We start from the raw sequence: 25547 nt of genomic DNA, 5'->3' as shown, positions 1-25547 counted from the left end.
GTCCCAGGCGCCGGTGCCGCCGCCGATCACGTGGTAGAGGAAGCAGCGGTTCTGCCGCAGCGAGGCGTCGTGGGCGTCCGCGAACGTGCCGATGAGCGCGTCGGTGAGGACGACCCCCCGGACCAGGTCGTCCGCGAAGCGGGTCTCGACGGCGACGCCGATCGGCTCCTCGAACAGCGCCCGCCACGCCTCCTCGTCGTCGATGCGGCGGCGCAGTTCGTCGCGGGTGGGCAGCGGCTCGGTGAGGGTGGGGAACACCCGCTGGGCGAGGCGCCCGGTCATCCCGTAGAAGCGCCGCCAGGACTCGTACTCGCGGTCGGACCCGGTGAGCCGGGCGAACGCCTCCCGGGTGCGCCGCTCCCCGCCGCCCACGAGAAGGCCGCCGGGACGCCCCTCGCGCTCGACGGGCGTGTACGAGGACACGGTGCGCGCCCGCACCCGGAAGTCCAGTTCCAGGTCCCGCACGATCTTGCGGGGCAGCAGGCTCACCAGGTACGCGTAGCGCGACAGGCGTGCGTCGACCCCGGCGAACGGCCGCGTGGACACGGCGGCGCCGCCCGTGTGCTCCAGCCGCTCCAGAACCAGCACGGACCGCCCGGCCCTGGCCAGATAGGCGGCGGCCACCAGTCCGTTGTGACCCCCGCCGACGATCACGGCGTCGTATCCCTCGAGTGCAGGCATGCCCCTTCGTAGCACGCCATGATCCGGATCGGCCAGAGACGGGCCGTACGGCGGCGATTCAGGACCCGCCCGCAGCCGCTGCCCGCGTGCCGCCGCTCATCCCCCGGCCTTGTACGGCGCCGGCCGCGCGCCGGGACCGAGCCGGGCCGTCGCGCGCAGGATGTGCCGGGGCGGCAGACTCCACCGCAGACGCGCGGGAACGCGGCGCAGGAGAAAGCCGGCGCGGCGCAACTGGCGGGTCACCGTCGCGGGCCCCGGGGCGGGCCTGCCGTACAACTCGTGGGCGTACGGGGGCAGGGCCGCGTACGCCAGCCGCGCCACGTGCCGCCACAGCAGGGCGCGCACCGGCAGCAGCAGCGGGTGGACCGGCGGGCGGCGCAGGAAGTCGTCCACCTCCAGCGCCTCGGGCCCGGCGGCGAGTTCGGGACGGACCTTTTCGAAGTAGGCGGCCAGCGCGGCCCGGTCCGCGGGCACCCGCTCCGGATCCAGGCCGACCAGGGCCGCGCCGGCCCGGTTCTCACGGATGTAGCGGTCGGCCTGTGCGTCGGTGAGCGGGAAGCCCGAGCGGCGCAGGACGTGAAGGTAGGAGTCGATCTCGGCGCAGTGCACCCACAGCAGCAGCTCCGGCTCGTCGACCGGATACCGCTCCCCTGTGTCCGGGTCCGCCGCCCGCAGCATGCTGTGGATCCTGCGGACCCGGGCGCCCGCCTTCTCGGCCGCCTCCGTGGTGCCGTAGGTGAGGGTGCCGACGAAGTTCGCCGTGCGCATCAGCCGGCCCCAGGCGTCCGTGCGGAAGTCGGAGTTCTGCACCACGCCGCGGACGGCGCGGGGGTGCAGGGCCTGCAGATAGAGCGCACGGATGCCGGCGACCCACATCATCGGGTCGCTGTGCGCCTGCCAGGTCACCGAGGAGGGCCCGAAGAGCCCCGGATCCGCCTGCATCCCGTCAGTGTGACCGCGCCCGCTCCGCGCGATCAACCCTTCGTGGGCATCGCGGGCGGCAGGCCGGGCCCGGCGGCATCCCGGGACTCACGGAGTGGGGATGCCCGCGGGACGGTACGGGCCCCCGAGACGGACCGGTACTCCGGGGGAGTACAGCACGCCGACCGGGGCGTCACGCGGCGTGGGCAGTCCGGCGGCCGCGATCAGATCCTCCTCGCAGGAGAGCAGCTCGGCACGGTGCAGGGGCCAGCGGGGATGGTGGTTGGGCAGATAGGACACTCCGCCGAGGAACGCGTTGTGCATGCCCCAGCGGGCGGTGAGGAAGTGCTCCAACTCCGTGGGCTCCTCGATGCGTTCTCCCGTGCGCACGGCGATGCGGCAGTACGCGCCGCGCGGACCGGGCCACCGGCGGGAGCTGGTGTAGGTGACGGTGTCGCCGACGGCGCGGACCGTCATCCGGGACCACAGGTAGGGCAGCCGGAAGCCGCCACGGCCCATGACGACCGGTATCAGCCGTGAGGCGTCCATCGACCGGAACACGACACCGCGCCGGCCGTGCCCGTCGACCGAGTGGAGGCGCACGTTGGTTTCCGGAAAGGACCCGAGGTACGGCACCCCGGGCAGCCGCAGCCACCCGACGCGATGCATGCGGAAGGCCACGAGCCCGACGTACGTCATCCCGTCGTACACGTCGGGAACGGTCCCGCCGGGCAACAGCCCCGCCACGGCGTCCGGTTCGACGGCCCAGTGGAGGAAGCAGAGGTCGCGCCACTGCTGGGTGAGGAGCGGGGCGGGTAGCGCCGTCGGGGCGTCCGGAGTGATGGGGGCCGGTGTCTGCACAAGGCCAGGATGGCAAGACCCCCCGGCGGACGCCGTGGCGGGCCGCAGGCCCTCGCCGTGTACGGTGGCCGACGCCGTCGAGGCGAGCAGGGGCGCCGGAGCCTGCACGCTGTCGCCGGCGGAGCACCGCCCGGTGCGGACGGACGAGGTACGTCACGGCATGGACGAGGTGGACGAGGGATGAGCGGACCCCTGCGGATCGGGATCCTGGGCGCGGCCCGCATCAGCGACCGGGCGCTCGTCTCCCCGGCACGCGCGGGCGGCCACCGTCTGGTGGCGGTGGCCGCCCGCGACCGGGGCCGCGCGCGGGCGTTCGCCGACGCCCACGGGGTGGAGCGGGTCGTCGGCTCGTACGCCGATCTCGTCGCCGACCCCGAGGTCGAGGTCGTCTACAACCCGCTCGCCAACGGACTGCACGGCCCGTGGAACCTGGCGGCGCTGACCGCGGGCAAGCACGTCCTGAGCGAGAAGCCGTCCGCGAGCAACGCCGAGGAGGCCGCCGAGGTGCGCGACGCGGCCGTCGCGGCGGGCACGGTCTTCATGGAGGGCTTCCACTACCTCTTCCACCCGGTCACCCGGCGCCTGCACGAGCTGCTGGCCTCCGGTGAACTCGGCGAACTGCGGCACGTGGAGACGGTCGTGGCGATGCCCGCCCCGCCGGACGGCGATGCGCGCTGGTCGCTGCGGCTGGCGGGCGGCGCCCTGATGGACCTGGGCTGCTACGGGCTGCACGCCCAGCGGATGCTCGCCCCGTGGGCGGGCGGCGCCCCCGGGCTGGTCTCGGCGAGCGGCGGGGAACGCGGCGGGGCGCCGGGCGTCGACGCCTGGCTGGACGCGGAGCTCGTCTTCCCCGGCGGCGCCACCGGTGTCGCACGCTGCTCGATGGTGCACGACGCCTGGCGGGCGACCTGCCGGGTCGTCGGCACCCGGGGCGAGGCCACGGCCTCCGACTTCGTCCTGCCGCACCAGGACGACCGCGTCGTGGTGCGCACCCGGGCGGGCGAGCGGACGGAGGAACTGGGCCGCAGATCGTCGTACGCCTTCCAGCTCGACGCGTTCGCGGCCCGTGTCCGCGGCGGTGAGCCGCTGCCGCTGGACGCGGAGGACGCGCTGGCGACGATGCGGCTCATCGACGCGTGCTACGAGAAGGCCGGGTTCGCGCCCCGGCCGCGCAGCTGAGCCACGGCGCCGGGCGGCGCCGCCCGCCCGCCGGCCCCGGGTGACGCCGGCACTGCGACCGGAATCCGGGTTTCAAGGTCTACGAGCAGGCCGTTTCTTCAGCGCGAAGGGCCGGCGACGTGGGGCGGCCCCCCAAAGGTCTGCACCCATCGCGGATCGCTTCGGGTACGCGCGGGCGACCTCGGTGAAGGGGCAGCGCGGCAGCCGTACGCGGTTGCCGTCGTCGTCCGTCTTCGGCGCGAACCCGATCTCCCCGGGCAGGGCGACGATCCGGCCGCGTGTCTCCTCCGGGGTGCGCCCGGGCGCCTGCCCGGCGACCAGAGCGCGGCCCCACTCCTCCACGGCGTTCTCGGGTGCAGTGGCCCGCCCGTACGTCAGTCCGTGCCCGGTTGCCGGGACCGGCCCTGCACCAGTGCGTCGAGGACCTCGACCACCAGCGGGCCCAGGGAGGGCAGGTGGTAACCGCCTTCCTGGACCACGACCGTCGGCAGGCCGAGGTCCGAGAGCAGCCGGCCGGTGCCCGCATAGCCCTCGGCGGTGACCTTCAGGGGACTCTCCGGGTCGTCGGCGGCGGCGTCGACGCCCAGCGAGACCACCAGCGCCTGCGCCCCGTGGCCCTGGACCTCCTCGCACAACCGGGCGACACCGCCCAGCCACTCGCGGTCGCCCGCGCCCGGCGGCAGCGGCAGATTGCGGTTGGCGCCGGCCCCGGCCCCCGCGCCCCGCTCGTCGGCATGGCCGACGTAGTGGGGGAACCACCCCGCACCGGGATCGACGTGCACCGAACCGTAGAAGACGTCGGGGCGCTCCCAGAAGACCGCCTGGGTGCCGTTGCCGTGGTGCGCGTCGACGTCGATCACGGCGACCCGGTCGTACCCCCGGTCACGCAGCGCCTGCGCGGCGATCGCCGCGTTGTTGAGGTAGCAGGAGCCCCCGTACCCGGCGGGAGTGGCGTGGTGGCCGGGTGGGCGGGACAGCGCGTACACCACCGGTGCGTCCGGCCCCAGCAGGTCCACCGCGGTGAGTGCGGCGTCGGCCGCGGCGCGGACGGCGGGCCAGGTGCCCGGCCCGACCAGGGTCATGGTGTCGTAGCACCACAGCCCGGCCCGTCCATGGACACCCGTCGGGACCCGTGCGGGCATCCCGGACAGCATCGCCGCTGTCGGGAAGACATACGGCACGACCCGGTCCTGACCGGGTTCGACCGGCAGTCCCGCCTCCTGCCACAGCCGGTGCACCTCGCGCAGATGGGCGAGCAGCGCGGGGTCGTGAACCGCGGTGAGCCGCTGATCGCCGTGCGCGGTCGCCGCCACGAGCCGTGCTCCGTACCGTTCCAGTGCGTCGCGGATGACCGGCACCCGCTGCGGCACCTCGGCCGCGGGGGTGCGCACCCCCACCCAGATCTCCGCCTGGGGGTCGTGCTGCCGGCAGGTGTCTGACCAGACCGCGGTGAGTGGGGACGCCATCGGAATCTCCTCGGGGGTGACGGCCGGCCTGGGCCGGACGGGATGCTCCGCAGAGGGCCGGGCGGCGGGCGCCGCCCGGCCCGCCCGCCGGGCAGGGGCACGGGACGTCCGTGCGTGCATGATGGCGGGCATGTCTCGTGTTCAGGATCTGGGAATCAGGATCGGCCTGCTGCCGAGCGGGCCCACCGCCTCCATCGTCGACGTGCCGGGGGTCGGGGTCGGCCATGCCACCGTGGTGCGGGACGAACCCGCACCGCCGCAGGGTCGGGGCGTCGCCCGCACCGGGGTCACCGTCGTCGACCCCGGTGGCAGTGCGCCCGCGCGGCCCGTTCCGGCCGGAGCGGCGGTGCTCAACGGGGCGGGCGAGTGCACCGGGCTGCTGGCGGCCCGGGAGTGGGGGCTGCTGGAGTCACCGGTCTTCCTGACTTCCACCATGCAACTCGGCCGGGTGTACGACGCGGCATGCGAGCTGCTGCTGGAGGAGGACGAGCAGATCGGCGAGGACGTGGTCATCCCGGTGGTGGCGGAGTGCGACGACTCGTTCCTCAACGACGCCCGCCGGATGCAGGTGACCCGGCAGGACGTGGCGGAGGCGCTGCGTGCCGCGCGGGAGTCCGGTGCTGCGACCGGTACCCGGCGCACCGCACCGCCCGAGGGGGCGGTGGGGGCTGGGACGGGCATGAGCTGCCTCGGTTTCAAGGGCGGTATCGGTACCGCGTCGCGGGTGGTGCCGGACGGGCATGTGGTCGGTGTGCTGGCCATGACCAACTTCGGGGAGCGCGAGCGGCTCACCGTCGACGGGGTGCCGGTGGGGCGGCTGTTGCCCCCGGCCCGGCCGGAGCAGAAGCTGCCCGGGCCGGCGGGTTCCTGCGTCGTGGTGGTCGCCACCGACGGGCCGCTGGACCCGGCGGGGTGCGAGCGGCTGGCCCGGCGCGCCGGACTGGGACTGGCCCGGACGGGCTCGACCGCCCACCACGGGAGCGGGGAGATCTTCTTCGCGTTCGCGACCGGCCTGCGGACCGCCAGGGGCGAGTCTCCCGCGGGAGCACCGGTGGCGGGACGCGCGCTCGACCCGTATTTCGCCGCCGTGGTGGAGGCTACCGAGGAGGCGGTCCTCAACTCCCTGTTCCAGGCACGCACGGTGACCGGCCGGGACGGGCACACGATGGAGGCGCTGCCCGTGGAGAGGACGCTGGGGCTGCTGCGGGCGGCGGGACGTCCGGCGTAGCCGCAGGCGTCCGGACCCGCGTCCGGGAGCCCGGACGCCCGCCGGCCGGGGCGAGGGGCACCCGGTCATCCCCCGGTGGCGAAGGCGTCCAGGACGAACGCGAACACCTCGGCCTCGTAGCGCAGACGTGAGTGGCGCCCGGCGGGTCCGGTGTGCGCGCCCTCCCCGGTCTCGACCCGGAACAGCACCGGTGCGCTGCGCGCGGGGTCGGCCGTGGCCCGCAGCCTGGCGACCCACTTGGCCGGCTCGTGCACCAGGACCCTGGGGTCGTTGACGGCGCCGGTGACCAGCAGCGGCGGCCTGCCGGCCGGGGGTGGCGGGTTGTCGTACGGGGAGTAGGCCAGCATCCAGGCGAACTCCTCGGGGCGGCGGGGGTCGCCCCACTCCTCCCATTCGTTCACGGTCAGGGGGACTTCCGGGTCGAGCATCGAGGTGACGACGTCCACGAACGGCACCTCGGCGACGACGCAGGCCCATCGCCCGGGCCTGCGGCTGAAGACCGCGCCCTGCAGCAGACCGCCGGCGGACAGGCCGCGGGTGGCGATCCGGTGGCCGTCCACGAGTTGCTCGGCCTCCAGCCAGTCGGCGACCGCGAGATGGTCGGTGAAGGTGTTGGGCTTGGTGTCGAGCCTGCCGCCCCGCCACCAGGCCCGGCCCAGTTCCCCACCGCCGCGGACGTGGGCGTGCGCGAAGACCACTCCCTGGTCCAGCAGCGTGGCCAGGGCGGGGTCGTAGGTGGGTTCGTCGACGGCCTCGTACGCGCCGTAGGCGTACATCAGACAGGGGGCGGTGCCGTCCAGCGGGGTGTCGGCCCGCCGGGCGAGGGTGACGGGCACGAGCGTGCCGTCGGGCGCCGGTGCCCAGCGCCGTTCCGACACGTAGTCGGCGCTGCGGTGGCACGGGGCCTCGGCGGTCCTCAGCAGGGTGCGGCCCCCGGTGGCGAGGTCGACCGACCACCAGCGGGTGGGCTCGGTGTAGGAGCCGGTCTCCACGATGATGCTGCCGGTGTCGTAGGTGTGGTTGTGTACCTGGGCGATCCGCCCGGCCGGCAGGTCGGGGTGGAGCTCGTACGGTTCTGCGCCCGGGGAGAAGGGCACCACGCGCAGCAGCGGGGCGCTGTCGCGGCGCAGGGTCAGCACCAGGTGCTCGGCGAAGGCGTCGGCGTGCAGCAGGCGTTCACCGGGGCGGGACGGATGCAGTGGGCTCCACTGTCCGGGGTCGTCGAGGGGCGCGGTGACCGCCTGTGACTCGGGGGCGTCACGGTCGGTGGTGACGACCAGCCGCCCGCGGGCGGCGTCGTGGTCGACGCGGTACTCGGTGCCCGGGGTGCGGCCGGCCACGGAGCGGGGGGCGGCGGCGGGGTCCGCCGCGTCCACCAGCCACACCTCGGTGGTGTCGCGGGAGGCCGCAGTGATGGTGATCAGCTCCCCGGAACGGGTGGCTGCGACGGTGAGCTCGAAGCGGGCGTCGTCCTCGCGCAGGACCAGCGGGTCGTCGTTCGGGTCGGTGCCCAGGCGGTGCAGCCGGACCTCGTGGGGCCGGTAGAGGTCGTCGGGGACGGTGTAGAGGAACGCCCGGGAGTCGGCGCTCCATGCGCCGGTGTAGTAGCTGCGGGCGATGCGCTCCGGAAGGTCCCGGCCGGTGGCCAGGTCCCTGAAGCGCAGTTCGTAGATCTCCTCCCCGACGGTGTCGACGGAGTGGGCGAGCAGGGTGCCGCAGGGGCTGATCTCGCGGACGCCGGTCTCCACGTACGGGGATCCGCCGGCGAGTTCGGCCAGGTCGAGCAGGATCTCCTGGGTAAATTTCTTGTTTCCGCCGGGGACGCGCCGGACCAGCCGTTCGTGCTCTGCGCCCTGCGGTGTCTCGGTCCAGTGGACCTGCCCGGCCTGGGTCCACTCGACGGACCTCTCAACCGGTGCGAGCCGCGCGTCCATGGCCTTCGTGAGGCGTTCCCGCAAGGGTGCGGTGTGCATCGTCATCGCCTCGTAGTAAGCACGTTCTGCGGCCAAATGCGCAGCCACCGCGGGTGGTTGGCGCATCCAGTCGTACTCGTCCGGGCGGTCCGCCCCATGCAGCGAGTACACCGTGCCGCTGCGGCGCGGAAGGGGCGGGGAGGGCTGGTCGGACGGGGGCGGCGACATGCTGAGGTCAGGGGGTGCCTGCGACATGGGCCGGACGTTAACACCGCTCGAGGCCTCTTGAACATCAGCAGTTTTCGCTCGCCACACCCCTTGACCCGATCGATCGATCGACTGAAACTGTGTGCCCCCGCTCCCTCGCCCCCGGAGGCCGCCTTGTCCGTTGCTCCCAACTCCCCGGTCGGCGTCAGACCCGGACGCTCCGCACGCGGCCGCCGGGCTGCCGCACTCGCACTCGGCTGCGCACTCACCCTCGCCCCGGTCGCCCTCCCGGCGGCAGCGCGCGCGGACGCCTCCCCGACCACGGCGGTCTCACCGGGCGGCAAGGCGGGCAAGACGGTCTTCACCGTCGGCATCACCTCGGACGTCGACTCGCTCAACCCCTTCACGGGCCTGGCCCTGGAGTCCTACGAGATGTGGTCGGTGACCTACGACCTGCTCATGGGCTGGAGCGACAAGGACTTCTCCCCGGTGGCCGGGCTGGCCACCTCGTGGACCCCGGCGCCGGACGGCAAGAGCTGGACCTACAAGATCCGCTCAGGGGTCAGGTGGAGCGACGGTCAGCCGCTCACCGCCAAGGACGCCGCGTACACCTTCAACCGCATCATCAACGGGGACTACGAGCAGAGCAACTACGGCAACTACGTCGCCAACATCACCAAGGCCGAGGCCCCCGACGACACCACCCTGATCCTCCATGTGAAGCAGAACACCCCGATCATGACCCGGCTGTGGGTGCCGATCCTGCCGGAGCACATCTGGTCCGGGATCAGCCAGAAGCAGGTCAAGTCCTTCAGCAACGAGCCCAAGGACGGCCCGGTCGTGGGGTCGGGGCCGTTCCGGCTGGTCGAGCGGAAGAAGGGGCAGTACATCCGCTTCGTCGCCAACAAGGACTACTACAACGGCGCCCCGAAGATCGACGAACTGGTCTTCCGGGTCTTCACCAACGCGGACGCCGAGGCCGAGGCCCTCAAGCGCGGCGAGATCGACTACGCCTACAACCTGGAGAACAACGTCTTCTCCTCGCTCAAGGGCCGGCCCGGCATCACGGTGCGCAGCGCCATATCCAGCGGCTTCGACGAGATCGGGTTCAACAACGGCGCCGCGCTCGCGGACGGCACCCGCATCGGCGACGGCAACCCGGCACTGCTCGACAAGCGGGTGCGCCGGGCGATCTCCATGGCCGTGGACCGCAGAACGCTGGTGGAACGGGTGCTCGGCGGCCACGGGACGCCCGGCGACACCGTCATCCCGCCGATGTACAAGGACCTGCACTACTCCCCCGGCACCGGCGAGAAGCAGAGCTTCGACCTCGCCGCGGCCGGCCGGCTGCTCGACGAGGCGGGCTGGAAGCAGGGCGCCGACAAGACCCGGGCCAAGGACGGCAAGAAGCTGAGCCTGCGGCTGTTCACCCGCCAGGAGTCCAAGGAGTCGCAGAACACCGGCGAGTTCGTGAAGAAGTGGCTGTCCCGGATAGGTGTCGAGGTCACCATCAAGGTGATCTCCGAGGACGCACTCACCGAGAAGGTCGGCCAGGGCGACTTCGACATGTTCGAGTGGGGTTGGGGGGTCGAGCCCGACCCGGACTACCAGTTGTCGACGTTCACCTGTGGCAAGCGAAGCTACAAGGACGGCGGCACGGTCTACGGCGACATCTCCGACTCCTTCTACTGCAACCCCGCCTACGACGCGCTGTACACCCGGCAGGCGGGCGAGACCGACCCCGCCAAGCGCGCCGGAATCGTCCAGCAGATGGAGAAGATGCTGTACGACGACGCCGCCTACGCGGTCACCTACTACTACGACGACCTGGCCGCCTACCGTAGCGACCGCTGGACCGGCTTCGTGCCGCAGCCCGCGCCCGCCGGCCCCTACGTCTTCCAGATGGGTACCTACTCCTACCGCAACGTCCACCCGGTGTCGGCGCAGGCCGTCGCCTCGGAGAGCGGCGGCGGAGCGGCCACGACCGTCGGCATCGTCCTCGGCTCCCTGGTGCTCCTGGGAGCCGGCGGGGTCCTGCTGGCCCGGCGCCGGCGCAGCCAGGCCGCGGACGAGCGGGAGTAGCCCCGATGACGGCATCGACCGCAGCCGGGCCGACCGCAGCAGGCGGCCGGTCCGGCGGGCTGCTCAGCGGCCGGGCCCGGTACGCGGTGCGCAAGGTGAGCTGGGCCTTCGGAACCCTGTTCTTCGTGGTCTGCTTCAACTTCGTGCTGTTCCGCATGCTGCCGGGCGACCCGATCGGCCTGTACACCCGCGGCCGCGACATGCCCAGCGAACAGATCGCGGCGCTGCGCGAGCGGCTGAGCAAACCCATGGGCCAGCAGTTCCTGGAGTACCTCTCCAACCCCTTCGCGAGCAGCATCAACTCGGTGCAGTTCAACACGCCGGTGTGGCAGTTGATCGGCGAGCGGGTCTGGCCGACAGTGCTGCTGGCCGGCACCAGCATCGTGATCGCCTCGCTGGCCGGCGTCTGGATCGGGGTGCGCAGCGGCTGGCGGCGCGGCTCGCTCTTCGACAAGGTCTCCACCGGCAGCACGCTCACCCTCTACGCCATGCCGGAGTTCTGGGTCGGCATGGTGCTGATGATCAGCCTGCCGTTCTTCCCCAGCGGGGGGATCTCCTCGCCGGGAGTGGACACCTCCACGCCGTCCGGCTGGCTGGACGTGCTGTGGCACATGGCGCTGCCGGTGGCCTCGCTGTCCCTGGTGTACCTCGCGGAGTACGCGGGCATCATGCGCGCCTCCCTGGTCGACGAACTGGGGCAGGACTATCTGACCCTGGCCCGGGCCAAGGGCCTGCGCGACGACCTGGTGCGGCGCAACCACGCGGTGCCGAACGCCCTGCTGCCGACCATGACGCTGATCCTCGTCAACCTCGGCTTCGTCATCGGCGGCGCCATCACGGTGGAGACCGTGTTCTCCTGGCCGGGCCTGGGACTGCTGTCCTACCAGGCGCTGCGCGGACCGGACATCCCCCTGCTGCAGGCGGTGTTCCTGCTGTTCTCCACGGCGGTGATCGTCTGCACCCTGCTGGCGGACCTGTTGTACTCGGTCCTCGACCCCCGGGTGAGTGATTCGTGAGCCCCCACCACACCACCGAAGCCGACGCTGCCGCGGCCGACGCGGCGGCAACGCCCGCCGCCATCGCCAGGGCGCGCCGGAAGGCAGCGCTGGCCGGCTTCTGGCGTGACTACCGCTCGCACCGGGCCGGGGTGCTCGGCCTGGTGATGCTCGGCGTGTTCGCGCTGGTGGCGGTGGGCGCACCGCTGCTGGCGGACCCCGCCGGTCTGGACATCACCCGGGTGACCGCGCCCAGCCATGCGGCTCCCTCACCGGCGTACCCGCTGGGCACCGACGAGAACGGGCGATCGATCCTGACCCTGCTGATCTACGGGACCCGGATCTCACTGCTGGTGGGACTCGCGGCCACCGCGATCTCCGTCGCCATCGGCGCGGCCATGGGCGTTGCCGCCGGTTTCTACGGGCGCTGGCTGCGGTCGCTGCTGATGGGCATCACCGACTGGTTCCTGGTGATCCCGTTCCTGCCGCTGGCGATTGTGCTCGGCACCCTGTTCGGCGCCTCCCTGCTCAACATCATCGTGGTCATCGGCATCACCTCCTGGCCCGGCACCGCCCGGCTGGTGGCCGCCCAGGCGCTGACCGTGCGGTCACGGCCCTACCTGGAGCGGGCCAAGGCGCTGGGCGCCGACGACTGGCACCAGATGACCCGTCATGTGCTGCCCAATGTGATGCCGCTGGTCCTGGCGAACACCGTGCTGACCGTGTCGGTGGCGATCCTGTCCGAGACCACGCTGTCCTTCCTGGGCCTCGGGGATCCCACCCAGGTGTCCTGGGGCTCCATCCTGGACCACGCAAACGGGTCGGGGGCGATGTCCCGGCACGAGTGGTGGTTCGTGCTGCCGCCCGGCATCTGCGTGGTCCTGGTGGTGCTGGGTTTCACCCTGGTCGGACGGACGCTGGAGAGCGTGCTCAACCCCAGACTGCGGGAGGCGGGAGGGCGATGAGCCTGCTGAAAGTAACGGACCTGCATGTCACCTACCGGACTGCCGAGGGCGAGGTGCCCGCGGTGCGCGGAGTGGACCTGTCCGTGGCGCCCGGGGAGGTCCTGGGGGTGGCCGGCGAGTCCGGGTGCGGGAAGTCGACGCTCAGCCACGCGGTCCTGCGGCTGCTGCCGCGTGCCGCCCGGGTGGACGGGGAGGTGCTGCTGGACGGTGAGGACGTGTTCGGCATGTCCTTCGGCCGGCTGCGGGCAGTGCGCTGGGCGGAGGCGTCGATCGTCTTCCAGGGGGCCCTGCACTCACTGAACGCGGTACGCAGCATCGGCTGGCAGATCGCCGAGCCGATCCTGCTGCACGAGCCGTCCGTCACCCGGCGGGAGGCCGACCGACGAGTCGGTGAACTGCTGGAGCAAGTGGGGCTGCCGGCCCGCAGGGCCTCCGCCTACCCGCACCAGCTCTCCGGCGGACAGCGGCAGCGGGTGATGATCGCGCTGGCGCTGGCCTGCCGGCCTCGGCTGATCATCGCCGACGAGCCCACCACCGCGCTGGACGTCATGGTGCAGGCCCAGGTACTGCAACTGCTCACCGGGCTGGTCCGGGACCTCGGTCTGGCCCTGGTGCTGATCAGCCACGACCTGTCGGTGCTGGGGTCGGTCTGCGACCGGGTAGCGGTGATGTACGCCGGCCGACTGGCGGAGACCGGCCCCGCCCGGAAGGTGTTCGACGACGCCGGGCACCCCTACAGCGCCGCGCTCGCCGGGGCGTTCCCCCGGATCGGCGACCCGCGGTTCCGCTTCGCGCCGCGCGGGTTGCCGGGCGATCCGCCCTTCCCCGGAGAGACGGGGGAAGGCTGCGCCTTCCGGCCCCGCTGCGCGGTGGCGCTGCCTGCCTGCGCCACCACCGACGTGCGGCTCGCCGAGACGTCGCAGGGCCGTATGTCCGCCTGTCTGCGGGCCGGCGAGGCCGGCCTGGATCTGCGAGGTGACCGGTGACCGACAACTCCGCGCTCACAGCCCCGGCGTCGTCCGCGCCGGCCGTCCCGGCGGCCGCGCTGGCCGCCGACGGCCTTCATGTGCGCTACGGCACGGCCCGCGCCGTCGACGGGGTGGACCTGGCGGTCGGGGCCGGTCAGATCGTGGCGCTGGTCGGCGAGTCGGGCTGCGGCAAGACGACGCTGGCCCGCGCCCTGCTCGGCCTGGTGCGCCCGTCCAAGGGACGGGTCACGGTCTCCGGCCGCACCCTGTCGTACACCCGCCGGGCACTGCGCGCCTTCCGGCGCAGCGTCCAACTGGTGCTCCAGGACCCCAGCGGCTCGCTCAACCCCCGGCACACGGTGTACGACGCCGTGGTCGAGGGCCTGCGCATCCACCACATCGGCGGGGACGAGCGGGCGCAGGTCGCCGAGGCCCTGTCACGGGCCGGACTGCGCCCGCCGGAACGCTTCTTCCTGCGCTACCCGCACGAGCTCTCGGGCGGGCAGCGGCAGCGGGTGGTCATCGCCGGCGCCCTGGTGCTGAAGCCGTCGGTGCTGGTCGCCGACGAACCGGTGTCCTCGCTGGACGCCTCGGTGCGCGGCGAGATCCTCGCCCTGCTGTTGCGCCTCCGGCGCGAGCTCGGCCTGTCGGTCCTGGTGGTCACCCACGACCTCGGCCTCGCCTGGAACATCGCCGACCGGGTGGCGGTGATGTACCTGGGGCGGATCGTGGAGAGCGGCCCGGCGGCGGAGGTGCTCCAGCGTCCGCGCCATCCCTACACCCGGGCCCTGCTGTCGGTGGTCCCCGAGGTGTCCGGCACCGAGCCGGTCGTGCTCACCGGGGAGCCCCCCGACCCGTCCCGCGTTCCGGCGGGCTGCCGCTTCCGGCCCCGGTGCCCGGCCTACCTGTCCGGGGAGGCGAAGCGGGCGGGAATCGCCGAGCAGTGCGAGAGAGGCGAGCTGCCGGTGCTGCCCGCCGACGACGGACACCACACCGCCTGCTTCCTGCCGGCGGCCGACGAGACCGCCGACGAGACCGAGGAGACGCCATGACCGGGCATGACATCACAGCGGATCAGGTGTCGGCCGATCAGGTGACGGGGACGGGCGACGCCGCCCGGATCTGCTCCGAACTGATCCGGATCGACACCACCAACCACGGGGACGGTCGCGGCCCCGGTGAGCGCAAGGCCGCCGAGTACGTGGCCGGGCTGCTCGACGGGGCGGGCATCGACCCCGTCGTCCTGGAGTCGGCACCGGGGCGCAGCAATGTGGTGGCCAGGATCGCGGGCGCCGACCCCGGCCGTGAGGCGCTGCTGGTCCACGGCCATCTGGACGTGGTGCCCGCGGACCCGGCCGACTGGGCGGTGCACCCGCTGTCCGGCGCGGTCGAGGACGGCTATGTGTGGGGGCGCGGCGCGGTCGACATGAAGGGCACCTGCGCCATGACGCTGGCCACGGTGCGCTCCTGGGCCCGCCGCGGGGTGCGACCGCCGCGGGACGTGGTGCTGGCCTTCACCGCCGACGAGGAGGCGACCGGCGAGTACGGCGCGTACTTCCTCGCCCGCGAACACCGGGACCTGTTCGACGGGTGCACCGAGGGGATCAGCGAGTCGGGCGGGTTCAGCGTCACCGCCTCGGGGCCCGACGGTGCGCCGGTGCGGCTGTACCCGGTGGCGACCGGCGAGCGCGGTATCGCCTGGATGCGCCTCACCGCCCTCGGCGCCGCCGGGCACGGTTCCCGGTACGGCGCGGACAACGCGGTGGCCGAGTTGTGCCACGCTCTGTCCAGGCTCGCCTCGTACCGGTGGCCGGTGCGGTTGACCCCCGCGGTGCGGGCGCTCCTCGACGGCGTCGCGAAGGCGCTGGGCACCACGGTCGACCACGACCGGCTGGATGCGGAGGCCGAACGGCTGGGGCAGGTCGGCGAACTCTTCGCCGATGTGCTGCGCAACTCGGCCAATCCCACGATGCTGGAGGCCGGATACAAGGTCAACGTCATTCCGGGTGCCGCGACGGCACAGGTCGACGGCAGGTTCCTGCCCGGTTTCCGGGAGGAGTTCCTGGAGAGCGTGGACCGGTTGCTGGGTCCCCGAGTGACCCGGGAGTTCGTCAACTTCGAGGACGCCGCGGACGTTGGACCCGATGCGGGGCCGGGGAGCACGACGTTCGAGGCACTGGGCGCCGCACTGGTCGCCGAGGACCCGCTGGCACGGCCGGTGCCGTATGTGATGGGCGGTGGCACCGACGCCAAGGCGTTCGCCGAGATCGGCGTCCGCAGCTACGGTTTCGCCCCGCTGCTGCTGCCCCCGGACCTGGACTACTGGGGCCTGTTCCACGGCATCGACGAGCGGGTGCCGGTGGCGGCGCTCGACTTCGGGGTGCGCGTGCTCGACCGCTTCCTGCTGGGAACGTGAGGGTGCGGGGCACCGCTGCACAGCCGGGGCCCGCCGCACGTGGGTCCCGGCGCCACCCCGGCGGGGTGGCGCCGGGACCGGGCACCCTCATGCCTCGGCGGGCAGCCACCGGTAGCGGGTCCACTGGTCCACCGCGACGGCGCCCAAACTCCGGTAGAAGGCCGCGGCCGCGTCGTTACCGTGCATGACGTCCCATTCGACCCGGCCGTCGGTACGGGCGCGCAGGTCGTCCAGGAGCGCCCGGCCGAGGCCGAGGCGGCGGTAGCGCGGGCGCAGATAGAGGTCCTCGAGCCAGATGCCGCTGCGCCCGGCCCAGGTGGAGAATGTCGGGTACCACAGTGCGGTGCCGGCCACGGTGCCGGGCTGCCCCGGAGGTTCGGCGATCAGCGCCCGCACGACCGGGACCGGGCCGAAGAGGCCCTCGGCCAGACCTTCGGGGGTGAGCGCGATCTGGTCGGCGGCACCCTCGTGGGCGGCGTGCTCGACCATCAGGGCGTGGATCTCCGGGGCATCGCCGGGTACTGCGTCGCGGATGGGCACGGGATTCCTCTCTCAGGTCCGGCAGACCGGGGCCGGGTGGTACGGACGGCGGGGACGGCGTCAGGCCCTGCCCGGCGGCAGCGCCACCTGCCAGATCTCCTCGACCAGTCTCCGGGCGTGGGAGACGTCGGTGACGAAGGGGGCGCGCTGGACCTCGGGGGGCGCGCCGAGCGCCGCCAGCGCCATCCTGGCGTGGGCGGCGGCGATCTCGTCGAGGCCGAGCGGGCCGCCGGGGGCGTACCAGCCGGCCACCGCCGAGCACATCTCCAGCAGGGCGATACGGACGACGGACCGCTCCGGCGCGTGGAAGAGACCCGTGTCACAGCCGTCCGCGACGGCCCGCCGCCAGTAGTCCTCGTAGCTGTCGCGCAGCGCGACGGCAGCCTTGCGGTGCTCCGGCCCCAGCGCGCGCAGTTCGTGGTCGACGACCGCCGTCTCGTCGGGATACAGGGCGTGCGAGAGCACATGGACGTGGACCAGTCCGGCGATCCGCTCGCCGGGTTCCGCCGTCCGCTCCGAGACCCGTTGGGCGGCGGCGCCCAGCCGCAGCAGGCTGTGGCGCATGATGCCGAAGAGCAGGTCGTCCTTGGAACCCATGTAGTGGTAGAGGGAGGCCGAGGACAGGCCGGCGGCGTCGGCCAGTTCGCGGATCCCGGTCCCGTGGAAGCCCTTGGCCGCGAAGAGCTCGACGGCCGCGCGCCACACCCGGGTCCGGGCGACCTCCCGGTCGGCGCCAGCCTGTTGTTCGGACCTGGACCTGGGCATCGGCGGCTCCTCGGTACGGGCCCGGTGGCGGGGACGGGTTCCCGGGTGGGGTTCGCAGGGCCGCGCAGCGCGGCGCCCCGGCACCGGGCCTTGACGGTGCTATCGGTGGTGCCTACGGTACAGACTCGATCGATCGATCGACAGGGGGGATGCCGCACCGGCCGCCCCGCCCCGCCCGCCGCCGGAGGAGCACCGTGACGAGCCGAGTCCCCCCAATCTCCAGCACCCGGTGCTCGGACGTCACCGTGATCCACCTGAACCGCCCGCACCGGCTCAACGCGGTCGTGCCGGAACTCGTCGACGGGCTGCTGGACGCCCTGGAGCAGGCCCGCCGGGACCAGGTGCGGGCCGTGGTGCTCGCCGGCCGGGGGCGCGCCTTCTGCTCCGGACACGACCTGCGCGAGGAGCCCCCCGCGGACGGCGCCGAGGCCGCCCGCCGGCGGATCGACCGCATCCAGGACGTGACCCGGACGATCCGCAGCCTGCCCTTCCCGGTGATCGCCGCGGTGCACGGCTATGCGCTGGGCGCGGGCTGTGAGTTCGCGCTGAGCTGCGACCTGGTCGTGGCCGGCACCGACGCCTGGTTCGGCTTCCCGGAGATCTCGGTCGGGCTCAGCGTGACCGGCGGCGTCTCCCGGCTGCTGACCGCGGCCCTCGGTCTGCTGAGGGCCAAGGAGCTGGTTCTGCTCGGGGAACGTTTCGACGCGGCCGAGGCCGCCCGGCTCGGGCTGGTCAACCGCCTCGTGCCCGCGGGCACCCACGAGGAGGCCGCCACGGAGCTCGCCCGTGCACTGGCCCGGAAGCCGCCGTTCGCGCTGGCGATCGCCAAACGGAGCTTCGACAGCGGGCTCGACGGCACCCTGGAGGCAGCCCTGGAACGCGAGACGACGGACGCGCTGCTCACCCTGGCGCACGGCGAGGCCGAGGCCGGACGCAACGCCTTCACCGCACGGAAGGGGGCCTGAGGTGGACGCACCGCAGTACCCGGCGGCCGTGCCCGCCGACCAGGTCGCCGACCTGGACACCCTGGTGCGCCGGGCGGCCGCCCGCTGGGGCGGCCGCCGCGCATGGACCTTCGACGAGACCGGGGAGGAGCTGACCTTCCAGGAGGTGGCCGACCGGGTCGCACGGCTGGCCGAACCTCTGGCCGGAATCGGCGTGGGCCACGGCGACCGGGTCGCGGTGCTGCTGCGCAACCGCCCCGAGTTCCCGCTGACCTGGCTGGCGCTGGCGCGGCTGGGCGCCGCCATGGTGCCGGTCAACACCAACTACCGCCGCCACGACGCCGGCCACCTGCTGACCGACTCAGGCGCCCGGCTGCTGGTCACCGCGGCGGAGTTCCTGGGACTGGCCGCCGAGTTGCAGGACGCCGTGCCCGGTCTGGAACACGTCTGGGACATCGACGCTCCGCTGCCGCGGACCCCGGCGACGAAGAAGGCCGGACCGGGGGAGCGGACCGGCCCGGTCCCCGAGGACCTGGCCAACATCCAGTACACGTCGGGCACCACCGGCAAGCCCAAGGGCTGTCTGCTCCCCCACCGCTACTGGACGGTTCTTGCGGGCAGCATGGTGACCGAGTTCCCCCGGCTCGGCCCGGACGACGTGCTGCTCACCTCCCAGCCCTTCCACTACATCGACCCGCAGTGGAACGTCGCCGCGGGGCTGCTGTCCGGCGCACACCTCGTGGTCCTCGACCGCTTCCACCCGGCGTCGTTCTGGGCGAAGGTCCGCGAGTACGGCGTCACCTACTTCTATTGCCTGGGGCTGATGCCCGCGCTGCTGCTGCGCATGCCCCCGGACCCCGGCGACCGCGACCACCGGGTGCGGGCCGTCCAGTGCTCCGCCATCCCCCACCAGCTCCACCAGGCGCTGCAGGACCGCTGGGGGGTGCCCTGGTACGAGGCCTTCGGGATGACAGAGACCGGCGCCGACCTCCGGGTGGACGAACGGGACCACGCCGCCTCGGTGGGCACCGGATGCATCGGCCGTCCCACAGCCCGGCGCGACGTGCGCATCGTCGGCGCGGACGGCCGGCCGGTCCCGCGCGGCACCACCGGGGAGATCGCCCTGCGCGGGATCGGGCTGATGGACGGTTACCTCGGCCGGCCCGAGGAGACCGCCGCGGCGTTCCGGGACGGCTGGTTCCACACCGGCGACCTGGGCCGGATGGACCACGACGGCCGTGTCTACCACCTGGGCCGCGCCAAGGACATGATCCGCCGCAGCGGGGAGAACGTGTCCGCAGCCGAGGTGGAGGAGGTCCTGCTGCTCCACCCGGCCGTGGGCACCGCCGCCGTGGTCGCGGTGCCGGACGAGCTGCGCGGCGAGGAGATCAAGGCCTGCCTGGTGGTCGCCGCCGGGCAGTCGCGGCCGGACCTCGAGGAGCTGGCTGCCTTCTGCGGCAGGCGGCTGGCCTACTTCAAGGTGCCGCGTTACTGGGAGTTCCGCGACACCCTGCCGCTGACGGCCTCCGAGCGGGTCGCCAAGGGCACTCTGCTGGCCGGCACCGGGGACCCGCGCCTGGGCGCGTACGACCGGGTGGACGGGGTGTGGCGGTAGTGCGCATCGACACCATCCTCACCGACCTCACCGCCGTCACCGTCGACCCTTCCCGACCGGTCGCCCACCGCATCGGCATCCACCACGGCCGCATCATCGGCCTCGACGGCGACCTGGAGGGGGTGCGTGCCGACCGCACGGTGAGCCTGGGCGGCGCCTGCGTGGTCCCGGGCTTCAACGACGCCCACAACCACATGGCCCTGTTCGGCCTGTCGCTGACCGAGGTCGACCTGGCGAGCCCGCCGATGCGGACCCTGGAGGACGTCTACGCCGCCGTCGCCGAGCGTGCCCGCACCCAGCCGCCGGGCAGCTGGATCATCGGCTCGGGGTACGACCAGAACAAACTCGGCGGCCGGCACCCGCACCGGGACGGCCTGGACCGCGCCGCCCCCGGCCACCTGGTCTGGCTGCGCCACACCTCCGCCCACATGTCGGTGGCCAACTCCCTGGCACTGCAAGCCGCGGGAGTGTTCAGCAAGGCGGCCGTGCCCGACGGCGGCAGGGTCGCCACCGACCCCGACGGGCGCCCCAACGGCCTGCTGGAGGAACAGGCCCAACTGCTGCTGCGTCGCCTGCGCTACCCCTACCCCCGCGCACAGCTCGTCGAGGCTGTGGCGGCAGCCGGCCGCCACTACCTCAGCGAGGGCATCACCACCTGCACCGAGGCCGGGATCGGCCAGGGCTGGATCGGGCACTCGCCCGTCGAGGCGGCCGCCTACCAGGATGCCCTCGACGGCGGGCGGCTGCCGGTGAGGGTCAGGTTGATGGTGACCGCGGACACCGTCCACCCGCTGCAGGATTCCCCCGGCGCCGCCCCCGGCCACGGCCTCGATCTGGGGATGCGCACCGGCTTCGGCGACGCCCGGCTGCGGCTGGGCGCGGTCAAGGTCTTCTCCGACGGTTCGCTGATCGGCCGCACCGCGGCCCTGTGCTGCGACTTCGCCGACGAGGTGGGCAACCGGGGCTATCTGCAGGCGGACCCCGAGGTCCTGCGCGAGCAGATCGTCACCGCCCATGCCGCCGGCTGGCAGGTCGCCACCCACGCCATCGGCGACCGCGCCGTGGACCTCGTTCTGAACGCATACGCCGAGGCCCAGGCGCGTCATCCGCGCACCGGCACCCGGCACCGCATCGAGCACTGCGCGGTCACCCGCCCCGACCAGCTCGCCCGGTTGGTGTCGCTCGGTGTCGTCCCGGTGCCGCAGGCCGCGTTCGTCGGGCAGATCGGTGACGGTATGCGCACCGCGCTCGGGGAGGAGCGGGTGCCCTGGTGCTACCGCCACCGCTCCTTCCTGGACGCGGGCCTGACCGTGCCGGGCAGCTCCGACCGGCCGGTGGTCCGGGGTACCCCGCTGCTGGGTATCCACGACATGGTCAACCGCCGCACCCAGAGCGGGGAGCCGTTCGCCCCCGAGGAAGGGGTGAGTCCCCTGGAGGCGCTGCGTTCCTACACGGCGGGCTCGGCGTACGCCGGCTTCGACGAGGCCGAGCTCGGCAGCATCACCCCCGGCAAGCTCGCCGACCTGGCGGTGCTGAGTGACGACCCCACCGCCGTGCCGCCCGACCGCATCGGTGCCATCACCGTCCTGGGCACCGTGGTCGGCGGCGTCCTCGCGTACGGGGCCGACGCCCTCGGTGCCCCGGACGACCTGTCGCCCGGCGGAGGGGCTGTTCGGTCAACGACGCCTCCCTGAGCCGGGCGCTCGGCGTCCTCCGGCGCGTTTGCCGGCAGACGGCGCACCGCAGGTGCCGCGCGCACCCGCTGGCCGCCGCCGGCCTCGGGCTCTGTCGGCGGGTGCTGCCGCGTCCGCGAAGCTCCGCCGTGGGTCGGCCGGCCCGTGCCCGGGGTCACTTGGTGACGTCGACGGTCACAAAGTCCGCTGACGCCTCGTGCAGCGCGTCTCCGTCGTAGGAAACCACGTAGAGGGTGCTGCCCTTGGCGGGCGGTACGTCGTCGACCGTGAAGGAGCCGTCGGAGCCGACAGTGACGGCGGGCAGGTCGATGACGCCCTTCTTCGTCACCCTGCACACGCCGACGGTGGTGCCGGCCGGCAGCGCGACCCCCGGCGTGGTCAGGGTGCCGTGGATCTCCACACCCGACATGGTCGCCTCGGTGGGCGTGTCGAGCGCCAGGTCGGTGGGCGCCTTGACCACGTCCACGGCGAGCGTGGCGTCCTGGGCGGGGCCGGCGCTCTGGACCAGGAGGTCGGCCGCGGTGCCGTCGACCGGGCCGCCGCGCGCGAGGAGCGAGCCGTCCGGGCTGAACGCGACCGCCGTCGAGCTGGTGCCGTCGGGCAGCGGCCCGTGTCCGGGCGCCACTTCGCTCAGGTCGGTGGTGGACAGCACCTTGGTCCCCGACACCCCGGCAGCCGCCAGGGCGAGGGCGCCGTCAGGGCTCACCGCCACGTCCCGCGGCACCGTCGTCGGGTCGTCCGGGCCGGCGAACCCGACCTCGGCCGACCGGCTGAGGGTCGGCGCGGTCGCGTCCCGCACGTCGACGGCCGGCTTGGGCCCGGAGCTGGAGAAGGGGAACGCCTCGACGATCTTGTCGCCGGCGGGCGAGGCGGCGATCTTCGGGTCGGCTTTGCCCGAGATGCTCTCCGTGTGGCTGCCGCCCGTCAGAGCCCCGCTGTAGAGCGCCTGGGGCTCGGTGGTGCAGTCCGTCGGGGTCGACTGGCCGGTCATCCTGGTGAACCGGAGCGTGCTGCCGGTCGCCACGATGTCACCGGTGCACCTCCCTTGAAGGAGTCGCTGCGCACCCATCCGCCGCCGATGGGGGCGAAGGTGCCGGGGTTGAAGATCAGGATGTAGTTGGCCACGCCGACGTAGAGGATGCCGCCGTCCGCGGAGAGCACCATCGCGCCCGGATCGATGAGGGCGTCGGCCGTGACGGTCTGCAGCAGGTTGCCGTCGAAGTCGTACACCAGCAGTTCGTGCACGGTCGCGTTGAGCGCGCCCGTGGTCACGTAGACACGCCGGCGGGCCTGGTCGGCCAGCATGCGCGCGTAACGGCTGGACGGCAGTCCCAAGCCCATCGCGCGGCGGGCCAAGCGCTCCGCTCAGTGCCAACCATCCCGCTTTCACGCCAACTGAAAAGCCTCGTCACACACACGGTCACCTGCGCACCCGGGGCATGCCCAGGCCGATCCAGGAGATGATCTCGCGCTGGATCTCGTTGTTCCCGCCGCCGAAGGTGAAGATCACGGCCGAGCGGTAGCCGCGTTCCAGCTCGCCGTGGAGCACGGCGCCCGACGATCCCTCCTTCAGCGCGCCCGCGGCCGCGACGATCTCCATGAGCCGGGCGTAGGCGTCGCGGCGGGCCTCGGAGCCGTAGACCTTGACGGCGGAGGCATCCTGCGGGCTGAGCGTGCCCTCCTGTACCGCGTTCACCATCCGCCAGTTGAGGAGCTTCATCGCCTCCAGCTGCGTGTGCGTGCGGGCGAGGCCGCGCCGGACCCAGGGCAGGTCGATCACGCGGCGGCCGTCGGCGAGCTTGGTCTCCATGGCCCAGCGCTGCACGTCGTGCAGGGCGCGGATGGCCATGGTGCCGTGCGCGGCGAGCGTGACGCGTTCGTGGTTGAGCTGGTTGGTGATCAGCCGCCAGCCCTTGTTCTCCTCGCCGACGCGGCGGGAGACGGGGACGCGGATGTTCTCGTAGTAGCTGGCGGTGGTGTCGTGCGAGGCGAGGGTGTTGATGAGGGTGCAGGAGTAACCGGGGTCGGAGGTCGGCACGAGCAGCACGGTGATGCCCTTGTGCGGCGGCGCGTCCGGGTCGGTGCGCACGGCGAGCCACACCCAGTCGGCGGTGTCGCCGTTGGTGGTCCAGATCTTCTGCCCGTCGACGACGTACTCGTCGCCCTCGCGGACGGCCCGGGTCCTGAGCGCCGCGAGGTCCGTGCCCGCGTCCGGCTCGCTGTAGCCGATCGCGAAGTCGATCTCGCCGGAGAGGATCCTGGGCAGGAAGTACGCCTTCTGCTCGTCCGTGCCGTACCGCATGAGCGTGGGTCCGACCGTGTTTAGGGCCATCAGCGGCAGCGGCACCCCTGCCCGGGCTGCCTCGTCGAAGAAGATGAACTGCTCCACAGGGGTCAGGCCGCGACCGCCGTACTCCTTCGGCCAGCCCACGCCGAGCCAGCCGTCGCCGCCGAGGCGGCGGATGGTGTCGCGGTAGAAGCGCTTCTGCGCCGCCGGGTCGGCGTAGCGAACGTAGGCGTTGTCCGGCACCAGGCCGGCGAAGTAGCCGCGCAGTTCGGTGCGCAACCGCTGCTGCTCGGGCGTGTGGTCGAGATGCACGGCGCCTCCAGGCTCCCAGGGCAGGTCCTGACGGCGCACACCGTAGAACGCGTTCCAGAAATTGGGAATGCCGGTGCAGGGGGAATGCCCGCCGCGCCCGCGGGCCGGCGGCCGGCCCGGCCCCTCAGCCCAGCGTCTCGATCAGGTCGGTGCAGGCCCGGGCACACGTCCGGCATGCCTGCGCGGCCTCCCGGCCGCCGGGGTCCGCGTCGAAGACGTGAGCGCTCTCCAGACAGACGGCCCGGCACCACTCCACCTGAGCGCGGATGCCGGCCTCGTCCTGCCGGGTCTGTTCGGACAGCACGCGGCAGGTCGCGTCGCAGACCTCCGCGATCATGATGCCCCTGCGGCGCAGGTGTTCGTTTTCCTCGCTCCCGCCCGGATCCACCAGGCTCGCCCGCAGCGCGCACGCCCGCGCGCACCGCGCACACGCCTGTGCGCAGGCGAAGCGGTCCTCCAGGAAGCGGATGAGCTCCTGTTGCGATGTCGTCGATGCCACCTCGCCCGGGTAGCCGGAGCCGACCCCGTCAAACCCGGTGCCCCGGCCCGGCCCGCGGCCCGTTTCCCCGCGGGCCGGACCCGTTTCCCCGCGGGCCGGACCCGTTTCCCCGGCGGCGCCGAAGGGCACTCGGGGCCCGAGGAGCGACCGGGGGAAGCGAGATCCATGGCCGGCCCCGACGATGCCGCCCTGCCCCTGCCCGACTACGACCATCTGCCGATCGGAGGCCCGGAAGGCCGCATCCGCGCCCTGACCGCCGACGAGGTGGAGACGCTGCCCACCTGCGAGCGGGCGCACGCCGGCCGCCTCCCCGTGGCCGCGCCGCTGTCGGCCCGGCTGGGGCAGGAGCGGGCGCCGAACCGGCTTCCGGCGACCGGGCCGGCCTGCGTCCGGAGGTGAGGGGGAGCAGCGTGGGCTCCCCGGTCCCGCCGGCCACCCCGCCAGAACCCAGCAGTCCGCCGCCGCACGGGGCACCGGACCAGCCGGGGAGGCCGAAGAAAGACCGCGCCTGGGGGACGACGCCCGACATGGGCACCGTCCCGCCCGCGAACCCGGCACACCCCGCCTGCCGTCAACCACCAGTTGACAGCAAGCCTCCGCCGCCGGCCCCCGCAAGGCCCCCGGCGGCACCTCCCGGCCCCCCGTCCGACGACACCCGGCCGCAGGGGACAATTACCGTATGGCTCTCAAGAACGTCACCGACCATTCCTTCGAACGCGATGTCCTCACCAGCGACAAGCCTGTCCTGGTCGACTTCTGGGCCGCCTGGTGCGGCCCGTGCCGCCAGGTCGCCCCCGTGCTGGAGGCGATCGCCGCAGAGCACGGCGACAAGATCGACATCGTCAAGCTCGACATCGACGAGAACCGTGCAACCGCCTCCCGCTACCGGGTCATGTCCATACCGACGATGAAGCTCTTCAAGGGCGGCAAGGTCGTGAAGACCGTCGTGGGCGCCAAGTCCAAGGCCGCACTCGAGCGCAAGCTCGCCGACCACCTCGCCTGACACGGA

General features: G+C 73.1%; 24 protein-coding genes and 1 pseudogene. 14 read left to right on the top strand and 11 right to left on the bottom strand.

All coding sequences use genetic code 11. From position 1 onward, the window contains the following. From ACFSL4_RS27520 to ACFSL4_RS27510, 3 genes are all read right to left on the bottom strand, one after another. A partial coding sequence (locus tag ACFSL4_RS27520; RefSeq protein WP_381088374.1) for a phytoene desaturase family protein occupies nucleotides 1-681 on the bottom strand: 681 nt, incomplete at its 3' end. A gap of 96 nt (nucleotides 682-777) precedes the next feature. After that, complete coding sequence (locus tag ACFSL4_RS27515) at nucleotides 778-1623, bottom strand: oxygenase MpaB family protein (RefSeq protein ID WP_381088371.1); 846 nt, start codon at nucleotides 1621-1623, stop codon at nucleotides 778-780. An 87-nt stretch (nucleotides 1624-1710) separates the two neighbouring features. Beyond that, the gene (locus tag ACFSL4_RS27510) at nucleotides 1711-2463 is read right to left on the bottom strand and encodes a YqjF family protein (protein ID WP_381088368.1); all 753 of its coding nucleotides are present in this window, start codon (nucleotides 2461-2463) and stop codon (nucleotides 1711-1713) included. A 28-nt stretch (nucleotides 2464-2491) separates the two neighbouring features. Here ACFSL4_RS27510 and ACFSL4_RS27505 point away from each other — a divergent pair. After that, nucleotides 2492-2647 (top strand): annotated as a pseudogene (locus ACFSL4_RS27505) (dehydrogenase); the annotation flags it as partial. Continuing rightward, nucleotides 2644-3642: a Gfo/Idh/MocA family protein gene (locus ACFSL4_RS27500; protein ID WP_381088365.1), complete on the top strand. Its 999-nt coding sequence runs from the start codon at nucleotides 2644-2646 to the stop codon at nucleotides 3640-3642. The pseudogene ACFSL4_RS27505 and the gene ACFSL4_RS27500, both read left to right, overlap by 4 nt. Before the next feature lie 374 nt (nucleotides 3643-4016). Here ACFSL4_RS27500 and ACFSL4_RS27495 read toward each other — a convergent pair whose 3' ends face one another. Next, nucleotides 4017-5108: a histone deacetylase family protein gene (locus ACFSL4_RS27495; RefSeq protein ID WP_381088362.1), complete on the bottom strand. Its 1092-nt coding sequence runs from the start codon at nucleotides 5106-5108 to the stop codon at nucleotides 4017-4019. Between the two features lie 130 nt (nucleotides 5109-5238). Here ACFSL4_RS27495 and ACFSL4_RS27490 point away from each other — a divergent pair, with 130 nt between their 5' ends. Then, nucleotides 5239-6336: a P1 family peptidase gene (locus ACFSL4_RS27490; RefSeq protein WP_381088359.1), complete on the top strand. Its 1098-nt coding sequence runs from the start codon at nucleotides 5239-5241 to the stop codon at nucleotides 6334-6336. Nucleotides 6337-6401: 65 nt separating this feature from the next. Here the strand turns inward: ACFSL4_RS27490 and ACFSL4_RS27485 are convergent, their stop codons facing one another. After that, a complete protein-coding gene (locus tag ACFSL4_RS27485; RefSeq protein WP_381088356.1) occupies nucleotides 6402-8504 on the bottom strand; it encodes a prolyl oligopeptidase family serine peptidase in 2103 nt (700 codons plus the stop codon). A 126-nt stretch (nucleotides 8505-8630) separates the two neighbouring features. On the opposite strand from ACFSL4_RS27485, the gene ACFSL4_RS27480 reads away from it, so the two are divergent. The 6 genes from ACFSL4_RS27480 to ACFSL4_RS27455 are packed head-to-tail and all read left to right on the top strand — an operon-like array spanning nucleotide 8631 to nucleotide 15882. Beyond that, nucleotides 8631-10538, top strand: coding sequence for an ABC transporter substrate-binding protein (locus ACFSL4_RS27480; protein WP_381088353.1), 1908 nt, complete (start codon nucleotides 8631-8633; stop codon nucleotides 10536-10538). Nucleotides 10539-10543: 5 nt separating this feature from the next. Continuing rightward, a complete protein-coding gene (locus tag ACFSL4_RS27475; RefSeq protein ID WP_381088350.1) occupies nucleotides 10544-11554 on the top strand; it encodes an ABC transporter permease in 1011 nt (336 codons plus the stop codon). Next, on the top strand, nucleotides 11551-12498 hold the full coding sequence (locus ACFSL4_RS27470) for an ABC transporter permease (protein WP_381088348.1): 948 nt from the start codon (nucleotides 11551-11553) through the stop codon (nucleotides 12496-12498). Before ACFSL4_RS27475 ends, ACFSL4_RS27470 begins: the two co-directional genes overlap by 4 nt. Then, nucleotides 12495-13484: an ABC transporter ATP-binding protein gene (locus tag ACFSL4_RS27465; protein WP_381088345.1), complete on the top strand. Its 990-nt coding sequence runs from the start codon at nucleotides 12495-12497 to the stop codon at nucleotides 13482-13484. The genes ACFSL4_RS27470 and ACFSL4_RS27465 overlap by 4 nt, the downstream gene beginning before the upstream one ends. Then, nucleotides 13481-14518 carry an ABC transporter ATP-binding protein gene (locus ACFSL4_RS27460; protein ID WP_381088342.1) on the top strand — a complete coding sequence of 346 codons (1038 nt, stop codon included), beginning with the start codon at nucleotides 13481-13483 and terminating at the stop codon, nucleotides 14516-14518. Before ACFSL4_RS27465 ends, ACFSL4_RS27460 begins: the two co-directional genes overlap by 4 nt. Continuing rightward, the gene (locus ACFSL4_RS27455; protein WP_381088339.1) at nucleotides 14515-15882 is read left to right on the top strand and encodes a M20/M25/M40 family metallo-hydrolase; all 1368 of its coding nucleotides are present in this window, start codon (nucleotides 14515-14517) and stop codon (nucleotides 15880-15882) included. The genes ACFSL4_RS27460 and ACFSL4_RS27455 overlap by 4 nt, the downstream gene beginning before the upstream one ends. 87 nt (nucleotides 15883-15969) lie before the next feature. On the opposite strand, the gene ACFSL4_RS27450 is transcribed toward ACFSL4_RS27455, so the two are convergent. Both ACFSL4_RS27450 and ACFSL4_RS27445 read right to left on the bottom strand, forming a co-directional pair. Further along, entirely contained in the window at nucleotides 15970-16422 is a 453-nt protein-coding gene (locus ACFSL4_RS27450) for a GNAT family N-acetyltransferase (RefSeq protein ID WP_381088336.1), read from the bottom strand. Nucleotides 16423-16482: 60 nt separating this feature from the next. Then, nucleotides 16483-17187: a TetR/AcrR family transcriptional regulator gene (locus ACFSL4_RS27445; RefSeq protein WP_381088333.1), complete on the bottom strand. Its 705-nt coding sequence runs from the start codon at nucleotides 17185-17187 to the stop codon at nucleotides 16483-16485. Nucleotides 17188-17381: 194 nt separating this feature from the next. Here ACFSL4_RS27445 and ACFSL4_RS27440 point away from each other — a divergent pair, with 194 nt between their 5' ends. The 3 genes from ACFSL4_RS27440 to ACFSL4_RS27430 are packed head-to-tail and all read left to right on the top strand — an operon-like array spanning nucleotide 17382 to nucleotide 21440. After that, the gene (locus ACFSL4_RS27440) at nucleotides 17382-18152 is read left to right on the top strand and encodes an enoyl-CoA hydratase/isomerase family protein (protein ID WP_381088330.1); all 771 of its coding nucleotides are present in this window, start codon (nucleotides 17382-17384) and stop codon (nucleotides 18150-18152) included. Nucleotide 18153: 1 nt separating this feature from the next. Further along, nucleotides 18154-19746: an AMP-binding protein gene (locus tag ACFSL4_RS27435; protein WP_381088328.1), complete on the top strand. Its 1593-nt coding sequence runs from the start codon at nucleotides 18154-18156 to the stop codon at nucleotides 19744-19746. Then, nucleotides 19737-21440 carry an amidohydrolase gene (locus tag ACFSL4_RS27430; protein WP_381088325.1) on the top strand — a complete coding sequence of 568 codons (1704 nt, stop codon included), beginning with the start codon at nucleotides 19737-19739 and terminating at the stop codon, nucleotides 21438-21440. The genes ACFSL4_RS27435 and ACFSL4_RS27430 overlap by 10 nt, the downstream gene beginning before the upstream one ends. Nucleotides 21441-21594: 154 nt before the next feature. Here ACFSL4_RS27430 and ACFSL4_RS27425 read toward each other — a convergent pair whose 3' ends face one another. The 4 genes from ACFSL4_RS27425 to ACFSL4_RS27410 form a co-directional block, all read right to left on the bottom strand. Then, the gene (locus tag ACFSL4_RS27425; RefSeq protein ID WP_381088322.1) at nucleotides 21595-22464 is read right to left on the bottom strand and encodes a hypothetical protein; all 870 of its coding nucleotides are present in this window, start codon (nucleotides 22462-22464) and stop codon (nucleotides 21595-21597) included. After that, entirely contained in the window at nucleotides 22428-22796 is a 369-nt protein-coding gene (locus tag ACFSL4_RS27420) for a hypothetical protein (protein ID WP_381088319.1), read from the bottom strand. Before ACFSL4_RS27420 ends, ACFSL4_RS27425 begins: the two co-directional genes overlap by 37 nt. Nucleotides 22797-22860: 64 nt before the next feature. Next, entirely contained in the window at nucleotides 22861-24039 is a 1179-nt protein-coding gene (locus tag ACFSL4_RS27415) for an acyl-CoA dehydrogenase family protein (protein WP_381088316.1), read from the bottom strand. A gap of 124 nt (nucleotides 24040-24163) precedes the next feature. Continuing rightward, nucleotides 24164-24538 carry a four-helix bundle copper-binding protein gene (locus ACFSL4_RS27410; protein ID WP_381088313.1) on the bottom strand — a complete coding sequence of 125 codons (375 nt, stop codon included), beginning with the start codon at nucleotides 24536-24538 and terminating at the stop codon, nucleotides 24164-24166. A 165-nt stretch (nucleotides 24539-24703) separates the two neighbouring features. Here ACFSL4_RS27410 and ACFSL4_RS27405 point away from each other — a divergent pair, with 165 nt between their 5' ends. Further along, nucleotides 24704-24937: a hypothetical protein gene (locus ACFSL4_RS27405; protein WP_381088310.1), complete on the top strand. Its 234-nt coding sequence runs from the start codon at nucleotides 24704-24706 to the stop codon at nucleotides 24935-24937. Nucleotides 24938-25217: 280 nt separating this feature from the next. Then, the gene (trxA, locus tag ACFSL4_RS27400) at nucleotides 25218-25541 is read left to right on the top strand and encodes a thioredoxin (RefSeq protein WP_381088307.1); all 324 of its coding nucleotides are present in this window, start codon (nucleotides 25218-25220) and stop codon (nucleotides 25539-25541) included. Nucleotides 25542-25547 lie beyond the last annotated feature (6 nt).

Source organism: Streptomyces caeni, assembly GCF_042678285.1.
Taxonomy (GTDB): domain Bacteria; phylum Actinomycetota; class Actinomycetes; order Streptomycetales; family Streptomycetaceae; genus Streptomyces; species Streptomyces caeni.
The sequence above is the reverse complement of the archived record's forward strand: the minus strand, read 5'-3'. Positions and strand labels throughout refer to the sequence as shown.